9 protein-coding genes are annotated in these 9,542 nt (G+C 69.1%); 6 read left to right on the plus strand and 3 right to left on the minus strand.

Annotated features, from left to right (window positions below):
- Both V7067_RS12420 and V7067_RS12425 read right to left on the minus strand, forming a co-directional pair.
- Window positions 1–283, minus strand: a 283-nt coding sequence (locus V7067_RS12420; protein ID WP_334176219.1) for a transporter substrate-binding domain-containing protein, incomplete at its 3' end; no start/stop codon positions are given.
- An 84-nt stretch (window positions 284–367) separates the two neighbouring features.
- Window positions 368–1,282 carry a polysaccharide deacetylase gene (locus V7067_RS12425; protein WP_334176220.1) on the minus strand — a complete coding sequence of 305 codons (915 nt, stop codon included), beginning with the start codon at window positions 1,280–1,282 and terminating at the stop codon, window positions 368–370.
- 274 nt (window positions 1,283–1,556) lie between these two features.
- Here V7067_RS12425 and V7067_RS12430 point away from each other — a divergent pair, with 274 nt between their 5' ends.
- The 6 genes from V7067_RS12430 (at window position 1,557) to V7067_RS12455 (ending at window position 8,044) form a co-directional block, all read left to right on the plus strand.
- Window positions 1,557–2,255, plus strand: coding sequence for a TetR/AcrR family transcriptional regulator (locus V7067_RS12430; protein WP_334176221.1), 699 nt, complete (start codon window positions 1,557–1,559; stop codon window positions 2,253–2,255).
- Between the two features lie 102 nt (window positions 2,256–2,357).
- The gene (locus V7067_RS12435) at window positions 2,358–3,362 is read left to right on the plus strand and encodes an arginine deiminase family protein (RefSeq protein ID WP_334176222.1); all 1,005 of its coding nucleotides are present in this window, start codon (window positions 2,358–2,360) and stop codon (window positions 3,360–3,362) included.
- A 2-nt stretch (window positions 3,363–3,364) separates the two neighbouring features.
- A complete protein-coding gene (locus V7067_RS12440) occupies window positions 3,365–4,957 on the plus strand; it encodes an amidohydrolase (RefSeq protein ID WP_334176223.1) in 1,593 nt (530 codons plus the stop codon).
- Window positions 4,957–5,643 (plus strand): nitroreductase, encoded by a 687-nt coding sequence (locus tag V7067_RS12445; protein WP_334176224.1) that lies wholly within the window; start codon window positions 4,957–4,959, stop codon window positions 5,641–5,643. The genes V7067_RS12440 and V7067_RS12445 overlap by 1 nt, the downstream gene beginning before the upstream one ends.
- 17 nt (window positions 5,644–5,660) lie before the next feature.
- A complete protein-coding gene (locus V7067_RS12450) occupies window positions 5,661–6,434 on the plus strand; it encodes a class II aldolase/adducin family protein (protein WP_334176225.1) in 774 nt (257 codons plus the stop codon).
- The gene (locus tag V7067_RS12455; RefSeq protein WP_334176226.1) at window positions 6,431–8,044 is read left to right on the plus strand and encodes a thiamine pyrophosphate-dependent enzyme; all 1,614 of its coding nucleotides are present in this window, start codon (window positions 6,431–6,433) and stop codon (window positions 8,042–8,044) included. The genes V7067_RS12450 and V7067_RS12455 overlap by 4 nt, the downstream gene beginning before the upstream one ends.
- Window positions 8,045–8,079: 35 nt before the next feature.
- On the opposite strand, the gene V7067_RS12460 is transcribed toward V7067_RS12455, so the two are convergent.
- Complete coding sequence (locus tag V7067_RS12460; protein WP_334176227.1) at window positions 8,080–8,556, minus strand: hypothetical protein; 477 nt, start codon at window positions 8,554–8,556, stop codon at window positions 8,080–8,082.
- Window positions 8,557–9,542 lie beyond the last annotated feature (986 nt).

Raw genomic sequence — 9,542 nt, forward strand, 5'->3', positions numbered from 1 at the left:
CCGACTGCAGCGACGGCGTCATCTGCTCGAAGGCGCCGTCCTGATGCTCGATCTTCACACCGAGAACCCTGGCCATCGCGTTGACGAGGTCGATGTCGAAGCCTTCCAGCTGCCCGTCCTTGTTGCGGACCTCAAGGGGCGGGTAGGCGGCCTCGATCGCCACCCGCACGACCTTGGTTTTCTCAATCTCGGGCGGCAGGGTCTGCGCGGATGCCGCGCCGGGGCCGAACTGGCCGAGCAGGCCGAGTGTTGCGATGAGCGGAAGAAGCGTCCTCTTGAACATCGAAGTCCCCTGTTCTCTGGCTGGCCCTGTGCGGCCGGGCATTTTTTGCTGGAAGGTTTCAGGCGGGAAGGAAGGCAAAAGGCGTCAGCGGCCCGGCCGTACCAGCTGGGGTACGGGATCGGGCCAGAACGGCAGGCGTTCGACAGGCGGGGTCCATTCGCCGCGCGCTGTCAGACCTTCGATATGCGCGGCCATCTCGGCGAGGGTGGCGAACCACACCCCGCCTCTGGCCTGCATGTGCTCGATGAGCGCGACCATCGCCTCCGCGCGGGCCAGGCGGCCGGACACGAAGGGATGCCAGATCGCCGCCCAGACGCCGCCATGGTTCCATGCGGCGTCGAACTCGGCCCGGAACACATCCATCGCCCGCGCCGGCGACTGGATGGTCATGCCCATGTTGAATTCCCTGAGATTGACGTATTGCGGCCAGTCGTCGAGCGGGTGGTCCGACGGCAGCTCGATAAGGCGGCCGGCGCGCCCCTCCAGAAGGTAGGGAATGTCGTCTCCCGGCAGCGAGGCGTCGTAGGCAAAGCCGTGTTCGATCAGCAGATCGAGCGTGTTTTCGGAGAACGCGCCCGAAGGGCAGCGGTATCCCTTCGGCGGCTTGCCGGTGACCTTCTCGATGGCCGCCATGCCGCGCTCAAGCACGGTGCGCTCGTCCTCGCGGGTAAGCTGGTTCGGCCGCTCGTGCAGCCAGCCGTGGTGGCCGAGTTCATGGCCGTCGGCGAGCAGGGCATCGATGGCGGCCGGATAGGCTTCGATGCACCAGCCCGGCACGAACACGGTCTGCCGCAGGCCGAAGTGCTTCCAGATGCGGGCGATGCGCGGAATGGCGACGCGGGCACCGTAGCGCAGCGAGGAAGACAGGCTGATCCGCCGCGTGGCGTCGTCGGGATAATAGAGGTGCAGCAGGCTCTCGGCGTCGAAATCGAACGCGAAGCAGACGGCGCAGCGCGCGCCGTTCGGCCAGGGAGGGGGATTGTCGATCAGCTTGAGCATGCACGACTCATATGAGGCCACGCGGAGAGGCGGGCACACCCGCCCCGTGAAGGATGATGCTCAGCCGTGCGGCACCGGCCGCAGGCCACGCCGGCCCGGCCGCCGGCGACGGAACGGTCGCATCTCCTGATTGACACGGGGCCGTGGCTGCGGCGCCGATGTGCGATATAATCCCGAGGGAAATTTTTATCGTCAACTCTATTTTTAGAGCAGAGTCCACCTCGCGTCGGCGGGCCGGTTCGGCTAAAAGTCGTTGCAAATCGGGAGAAAGAGGATGGCCATGGCCGGGGGCAGGCTAAGAGAGAAGCACAAGCGGCGCAGGGCTGAACAAGTTTTGGACGCCGCGGAGCATCTGTTCAGCCAGAAGGGCTATGAGGCCACGCGCATCGAGACCATCGCCGAAAAGGCCTCGGTGGCACCGGCCACGGTCTACAACTACTTCGCCACCAAGCCGAACCTGCTGATGGAACTGGCCATGCGCCACGTCCATGCCGCGCTTCCGGAGCGGCGCAGCTTCATCCGCAACCTGCCGGACGATCCGGTTGCCGGCATGCTCGCCTTCGAGCGGCTGCTGGCCGAGCAGGCCATGCGCCACCTGTCGCGCGAATCCTGGCGCGTCATCCTGTCGGCGCAATATATCGAGCCCGAGGGCCGCGCCAGTCGCACCGGGGCGCGCCTCAATACACTGATCAAGCGGCACTATATCAGCCTCATCCGCACCTACCAGCAACGCGGACGGCTGGATCCGCACGTTGACCCGGTGCGGTTGTCGGAACTGATCGTCGGCATCACCACGTTCATCTTCAGCAATTTCGTCTCCAGCTCCGGCGGCACTGTGGAAGAGATGCTGAGCAAGGGGGGCGGGCATATCGAATTCATCCTGCGCAACCTTGTGAGAACCCCGGCGGACGACGCTGCCGCCCCGTCTGCGCCGCCCGCCGGGCCGGGCGCGGACGGGGTCGGCAAAAAATAGAGTCGACTCTATTTTTATATTGCAAGGCAGCAAACCGGCTCCTAGTCTTCCCGCGGCGCATCGTTGCGATGCGTGCGATCCTGTGAAGTCCGGGAGCCTGCCGTGGGTGCGATCACCGAGAACGAATGGCGTTATAACCAGCTGATCAAGCAGTTCCCCTCCGAGGCCGAGCCGGCCTTCGAGGACGAGGAGCAGCAGATGCGCTGGTGGGGCCGCAAATGGGGCTGCACCAGCGATGTGGGCCGCCTGCGCGTGGTCCTGATGCACCGGCCCGGCGATGAGGTGAAGGTGGTCGACACCTCCCGGCGCCTCGACAGCAACGCCTTCGGCGACACCCAAACCGGCTGGTACTGGCGCGGCACGGAGCCCCCGGATCTGCCGGCCATGCAGGCCCAGCACGATGCCTATGTGGCCGCGCTGCGGGCCGAGGGTGTGGAGGTGGTGTTCATCGACCGCGCCGCGCCCGGCCGCATGAAGACCTGCTACACCCGCGATGCCGTGGTCGGCATCGGCGGCGGCGCCATGGTGATGCGGCTCGGCCCGCGCATCCGCCGCGGCGAGGAGCTGCCGGCAACCCGCACGCTGGCCGGCATCGGGTGCCCGATCCTGCGGACCATTTCCGGCACCGGCGTCGCCGAAGGCGGCAGCTTCTGCTGGCTCAATTCCCGCACCGCCGCCATGGGCGTTTCCTCGCGCACCAACGAGGAAGGCGCCCGGCAGGTGGAGGAGGTGCTGCGCTCGCAGGGGGTGGAACTCATCCGGGTGCCGCTCACCGGCTACCGTCTGCACATCGACGGGCTGTTCGTGATGATCGCCCCCGATCTCGCGCTGGCCAATTTCACCCTGCTGCCGTTCTGGTTCATCGAGCGGCTGAAGGCACTCGGCATTTCGCTGATCGAGCTGCACCACGAGGACGACGGCGCCATCATCAACGCGCTCGCCGTGGCGCCCGGCCGGGTGCTCATGCCGGAGGGCACGTCCGGCTACACGCAGGACCGGCTGGCCCTGCATGGCGTCGAGGTGGTTACCGTGCCCTATGACAAGATGATCTCGGGCGGCGGCGGTCTGCACTGCTCCACCGCACCGCTGATCCGCGACGAGGTCTGATCATGGCGGGCGATGCAACGAGCTGGAGCCCGGCGCAGCAGAGCGCTCTGGCCTTCCTTGCCGGGCGGCAGCCGGCATTTTCCGCCGACCATATGACGATCTGGAACCTGCACGAGCCGTCCTGGCGGGAATACCGGTCCGCGGCGTGGTATGCGGACCGTCTGGAGGCCGAGGGCTTCACGGTGGAGCGCGGCACCGCCGGCATGCCGACGGCGTTCTGCGCCCGCTGGTCGAACGGGCCGGGGCCGGTCATCGCCGGTTATGCCGAATATGATGCCGTGCCGGGGCAGGCGCAGGCGCCCGTGCCCTACCGGGCGGCCCGCGAGGGCGTGAGCCGCCACGCCGCCGGCCACACCGACCCGCACTCCGCCCTCGGCATCGGCTCTCTGGCGGGCTTTCTGGCCGCCAAACAGGCGATGGAGGCCCACGGGATCACCGGCACGCTGGTCTATTTCGGCGAGCCGGCGGAAAAGATGTGCGGCGCCAAGCCGGTCCATGCCGCCCACGGCTATTATGACGGTCTGGATGCCGCCTTCAGCTTCCACCCGCATTCCTTCCCGGCCCTGACCAACGGCTGCTTCTGGGAGACCACCAGCGCACCCTACTGGAGCCGCATCTACACCTTCGAATGCGACACGCCGGAGACCTGGCAGAACGAGGCTTCGGGCGGCGGCGTCGGCCATGTCCATGCCATGGCGCGGGCGCCGGGTGCCATCGACGCGGTGTGCCTGATGTACACCAATTCGAAGATGATGAAGGAATCCATGCTGCCGCATTCCGGCTCGTGGACGATCAACGAGTTCATCCCCGTCGCCGGGCAGGCGACGGCGGACAACATCGCCCCCGGCATCGGCCAGATTCAGTATTCGATGCGCGCGCCGTCGCTGGCCATGTGCGAGGCGGCCTTCGCCATGCTGGACCGCAACGCCGACCACATTGCCGCGATGACCCACTGCACGGTCGGCAAAGCGTGGATCACCAGAACCCGCGCGGGCCTGCCGAACAAGGCGATGGCCGAACTCACCTTCGCCAATTTCGCGCGGCTCGGCCCGCCGGTCTGGCCGGAGGAAGCGAAGGACTTCGCCCGCAAGCTCCAGCAGGGGCTTGGCGTGGCGCCGATGGAGGAGCCCTTCCTGTCGGGCATGGAGAAGCTCACCCCGCCGTGGGAGGCGGAGGCCGCCTTCCGCGCGCAGCTTCCGGCCTGGCAGCTCAACTACGCCGCCGACGACTATGTCGATTACACATGGCATGCGCCGACCGTCCGGCTCTATGTGGCGCGCCCGACGCTGCAGCCAGCCGGGCCCGGCCACCGCTACCCGGAGTGGACCCGCAACGCCATGGGCGGGGTGCCGGCGTGCATCGATCCGATGTGGAGCAAGGCCGCGCAGGTGATCTCCACCACCGTTCTCGACCTCATGACGAACCCGGCCGCACTGGCGGCGATCACGGCGGAGTTCCGCGAGCGGACCGGCGGCGGCGTGGGCGGCACGAAATGGGTGGCTCCGCTGCTGCCGGCCGATTTCCAGGCGCCCGTCGGCTATCGCTGGCCGGAATATGTCGACACGCCCCGCGGGCGCGAGTGGAGCGTGCCGTGATGCCGGCGCCGCAGGCACCGGTGAGCGTGTCCGGGGCGGTCGCACGGCGCCGTTCGGTGCGGGCCTTCCTCGATCGCCCGGTTTCGCGGGCGACGGTGGAGGATATCCTGCGCCGCGCGGCCCGCGCCCCGTCCGGCGGCAACCTGCAGCCGTGGGTGGTGCGTGTCGTCGACGGGGCGGAGATCGCGGCGCTGAAGGCGCTGATGCGCCGGCAGGTGGCCGGGATGCCGGACGGCGAGCCGCCGGTTCCCGCCTTCTGCCCCGATGCGCTGAAGCCGCCCTACCTTGCCCGCCGTCGCCGGAACGGCGAAATCCTCTACGGCGCGCTCGGCATCGACCGCGACGACGCCGAAGCCCGGCGGGCATGGATCGCCGGCAATTTCCAGTTCTTCGGCGCGCCCGTCGGGGTGATGCTGTTCGCGGAGCGTCAGTCGACCCCCTACCAGTGGGTGGACATCGGCATCTACCTGCAGACCGTGCTGCTGCTCCTGTGCGAAGCCGGCCTCGACAGTTGCCCGCAGGCTGACTGGGCGATGTACGAGGCCACCGTGAAGCAGGCCCTCGGCGCCCCGCCCGACCTCACCCTCGTCTGCGGCATCGCCATCGGCTACGCCGATCCCGACAGCCCCGGCAACGCCGTCCGCACCGAGCGCGACGATCCGCTTGCCGCCTACGCCATCCGCTGACCCTGCCGGAGCCCGCCATGTCCGTTCTTTCCATGCCGCCCGTTCCGCCACCGCCCGGCCACCGGCCGGACGAGCGGGAACTGCGCGAGGACCTCGCCGCCGCCTACCGGCTGATCGCGCTGTTCGGCATGTCCGATACGGTCTTCACCCATCTGTCGGTGCGGGTGCCGGGCGCGGGGCATCGCTTCCTTGTCAACCCGTATGGCCTGCTGTTCGAGGAGATCACCGCGGGGTCGCTGGTGCTGGTGGATGCCGATGGCGAGCCGGCGCAGGAGACCTCATGGCCGGTCAACCCCGCCGGCTTCGTCATCCATTCGGCGGTGCACCGCGGGCGGGAGAATGCGGCCTGCGTGATGCACACCCACACGCTGGCCGGCATGGCCGTGGCGGCGCAGCAGGGCGGGCTGCTGCCGCTCAACCAGATGAGCATCGAGTTTCACGACGAGCTCGGAATCCACGATTACGAGGGGATCGCCGCAGACGACAATCTGGGCGAGCGCGACCGGATCGTGCGCGATCTCGGCGACCGGCATGCCCTGATCCTGCGCAACCACGGCCTGCTCACCGTGGGCGCGACCGTCGCCGAGGCGTTCTACTGGATGTACTATCTCGAACGGTGCTGCCGGTTGCAGGTCGCGGCGCAGTCGTGCGGCGTTCCGCTTTCCGTTCCGCCGCCGCAGGTGGTGGCCCGCACCGCCAGGCAGTTCAGCGGCGAGGTCAACAAGGGCTGGCTGCCCTGGCAGGCCCTGCGCCGCAAGCTCGATCGCGAGCAGCCGGACTATCGTTCGTGAGCGGGTGCACGATGCAGACGGGGGGCGAGGCGGTGGTCGCCGCCCTCAGGGCCAACGGCGTCACGACGCTCTACGGCATACCGGGCATTCAGCTCGATCATCTGTTCAATGCGCTGCATGGCGCGCAGCACTGGCTGCGCATCGTCAATGCCCGTCACGAGCAGGGCGTGGCCTATATGGCGCTTGGCCATGCGCAGTCCACCGGCGAGCCCGGCGTCTATGCCTGCGTGCCGGGACCGGGCTTCCTCAACACGACGGCGGCGCTTTCCACGGCCTATGCCGTCCGCGCGCCGGTCCTCGCCCTCATCGGCCAGATTGCCTCGTCGGCCATCGGCGCGGGTGGCGGCGAGCTGCATGAACTGCCGGACCAGACGGCGATCGTGAAGGGGCTGACCCGCTGGAGCGGCATCGCCCGCACCGTCGGGGAGGTGCCGGCGCTGATGGAGGCGGCCTTTGCCCGGCTGAAGGCCGGCATCGCGCCGGTGGCAGTGGAACTGCCGGCCGACGTGCTGGCGGCGGCGGCCGACCTGCCGGCGGCACGGGCGGCGGTGGCGGCGGCGCCCCGGCGCCCGGCCGCGGCAGACATTGCCCGTGCGGCCGCCCTGCTGGCCGGAGCCCGCGCGCCCCTCATTTTCGTCGGCTCCGGCGCCTGCGGCGGCGAGGCTGCGCTCCGGCATCTGGCCGAAACGCTCGGGGCGCCGGTGATCGCGCATCTGCAGGGGCGCGGCGTTCTGCCGGGCACACATCCGCTGGCCGCCGGCTTCGCCGAGGGGCGGCGATTGTGGAGCACGGCCGACGTGGTGCTTGCCGTCGGCACCCGCTTCCACGAGGCGCGCCGCAACTGGGGCGAACCGGCGCACCACCGGGTCATCCGTATCGACACGGACCCGGCGCGTTTCGCGCTGGGCCGGCCGCCTGAAATCGCCATTGAAGCCGACGCGCCGCTGGCGCTGGCCGCACTGGCCGCCGCGGTGACCGGTCCGGCGCGGCGCGAGCGTGCCGGCGCGCTCGCGGCCCTGAAGGCGGAGGTGGCGCAGGCCGTTTCCACCCGTCTGGCGCCGCAGATGGCCTTCATCCGCATCCTGCGCGAGACGCTGCCGGAGAATGCTCGCATCGTCGCCGACTATACCCAGATCGGCTATGTCGCCACCGCTGCCTTCGACGTGGCGCGCCCGCGGCTGATGCTGACCCCCGGTTATCAGGGCACGCTCGGCTTTGCCTATGCCACCGCTCTCGGCGTGAAATCGGCCCATCCCGCCGCCCCGGTCGTGGCCTTGTGCGGCGATGGCGGCTTCCTGTTCACCGGCAATGAACTGGCCACCGCGGTGAAACACGGCATCGCCGCCATCGGCATCGTCTTTTCCGACGGCGCCTTCGGCAACGTGCGGCGCATGCAGGAAGACCAGCATGGCGGAAAGGTCGTCGCAACGGACCTTGCCAACCCGGATTTCGTGCGCTTTGCCGAGAGCTTCGGCGCCCGGGCCCGCCGGGCCGGCGACCGGCAGGCGTTCCGGCAGGCGCTGGTGTGGGCGCTGGCCGAGCCCGGCCCGACGCTGATCGAGGTGCCGGTGCCGGGGTTCCCCGATCCGTGGGATCTGATCGAACCCTGACAGGCCGGGCCGCGCGAACGGCCCGGCCCGTTCCGTCAGGCGGCAGCGATATCGGTGACCTGATGATCGTAGGGATCGCCCTTCGTGACAGAGGGGACGACCTTCACCGTGCCATCGGCATTCACCGTGAAGCCGCGCACGCCGGCATAGGAAATGCCGTTCTCCTCCAGAAGCGTCTGCGCGGCTTCCTCCTGCCCGGCCGGCACATAGACGAAGAAGTGCTTCACATGGGTGGGGGTGTCGTTATCGGTCAGCTCCGAGCCGGCCCGGAGATAGGACAACGCCTCCGGCCCGATGTTCATTTCCACCTCGCCGAGCTCGCGCACACGGCCGGTCCTGTCGGTGATGACGATGTCGGGATAGTGCTCGCCGGCCGGCGTCGGGATCGACTTCCGGCGTTCGGATGCATTGGTCGTCGTCACGTAGCCGTCCGGCCAGGTGGTCTGTCCGGGAAAGGGGAAACGGTATCTGGCGATGTACTCGACCACGAGATGGTGGGTATCCTGCGACATGCGCGTCTCCTGTTGCGAGGGGGAGGTCGGGGGGAGGCGAACGGCGGACCGGCACCCCGCCGCCGCGGCAGGCGGGAAGAAGGCCGGAGAACCGGACGGGCAAAGCGCGGCGGCAAAACGTGGCGGCAAGGGGGGGCAGCAAGAGGCGGCGGCAAGAAAGCGACAGGCGAGCAAGCGACAGGCAGGCGGGACGTCGCCGGCCGGCGAACGGCGGGTCCCCACGGCCGGGCCTTCCCCGTGCAGCATCATCGGGCGCGATCCGTCCGGCACCGCCAGCCGGCACGGCCATGAAGATCAGCCCGCCGCGTCCGGCCCGCCCGCGGGCGGGCCGCGAAATCCGGCTGTCTGCGGCGACCTGTCATGCGGCTGGCCTCCCCGCGATGCGGACCGTGTGGTGACGAGCGGACGGCACTCCGCCGCGTCAGGCAGATAATTTGATGTCGACTCTATTTTTGGAGTTTGCTTCATATAAATGCGCCCGTCAATCGCGGAGGCAGCCGCGGGCGGCATCTGGCGCGCGGGCGAAATCGGGGCTGCCGCTGAGCAAAGCCGCCGATCGTCCGCCAGCGGGCGCGCCGCGGCAGCGGCGATGGCCGCGACGGGACGCGATCGGCAACCTGCCGGGCGCCCCCGGCAGCCCGCGCGTGTTCGCAGGCGTGCTCCGGGCACTCGCCGCCCGTTCCCGCCGGATCACCCGTTGATCGGCAACAGCGTTGAAGCGGCCGGCACCGGGAGCGGCCGAAGACACCGCCCGCCACGCCCGCCGCGCGTCACCGGAGAGAGGCAATCCGCCGTCACCCGGGGAGTGTCTGCGGCTTTTCTCCCGATCCGCCGGCCCGCGCCAACGCCAAGGGATGCAGCCACAAAGACCGGTTGCCGGCACATCGGCGGCACAGGACGGACCGGAAATGCCAAAAGCCCGTCATTTCTGCGGGCTGTTCCACGGCATGAATGATAGCGGAAGGGGATTTGGTAGCGGAGGAGGG

Origin of the sequence: Pseudoxanthobacter sp. (assembly GCF_036822375.1) — a bacterium.
Taxonomy (GTDB): Bacteria; Pseudomonadota; Alphaproteobacteria; order Rhizobiales; family Segnochrobactraceae; genus Pseudoxanthobacter.

Coding starts and splice junctions, on each gene's coding strand:
- V7067_RS12425 (WP_334176220.1), bottom strand. CDS start 1,282: ATGCTCAAGCTGATCGACAATCCCCCTCCCTGGCCGAACGGCGCGCGC.
- V7067_RS12430 (WP_334176221.1), top strand. CDS start 1,557: ATGGCCATGGCCGGGGGCAGGCTAAGAGAGAAGCACAAGCGGCGCAGG.
- V7067_RS12440 (WP_334176223.1), top strand. CDS start 3,365: ATGGCGGGCGATGCAACGAGCTGGAGCCCGGCGCAGCAGAGCGCTCTG.
- V7067_RS12445 (WP_334176224.1), top strand. CDS start 4,957: ATGCCGGCGCCGCAGGCACCGGTGAGCGTGTCCGGGGCGGTCGCACGG.
- V7067_RS12450 (WP_334176225.1), top strand. CDS start 5,661: ATGTCCGTTCTTTCCATGCCGCCCGTTCCGCCACCGCCCGGCCACCGG.
- V7067_RS12460 (WP_334176227.1), bottom strand. CDS start 8,556: ATGTCGCAGGATACCCACCATCTCGTGGTCGAGTACATCGCCAGATAC.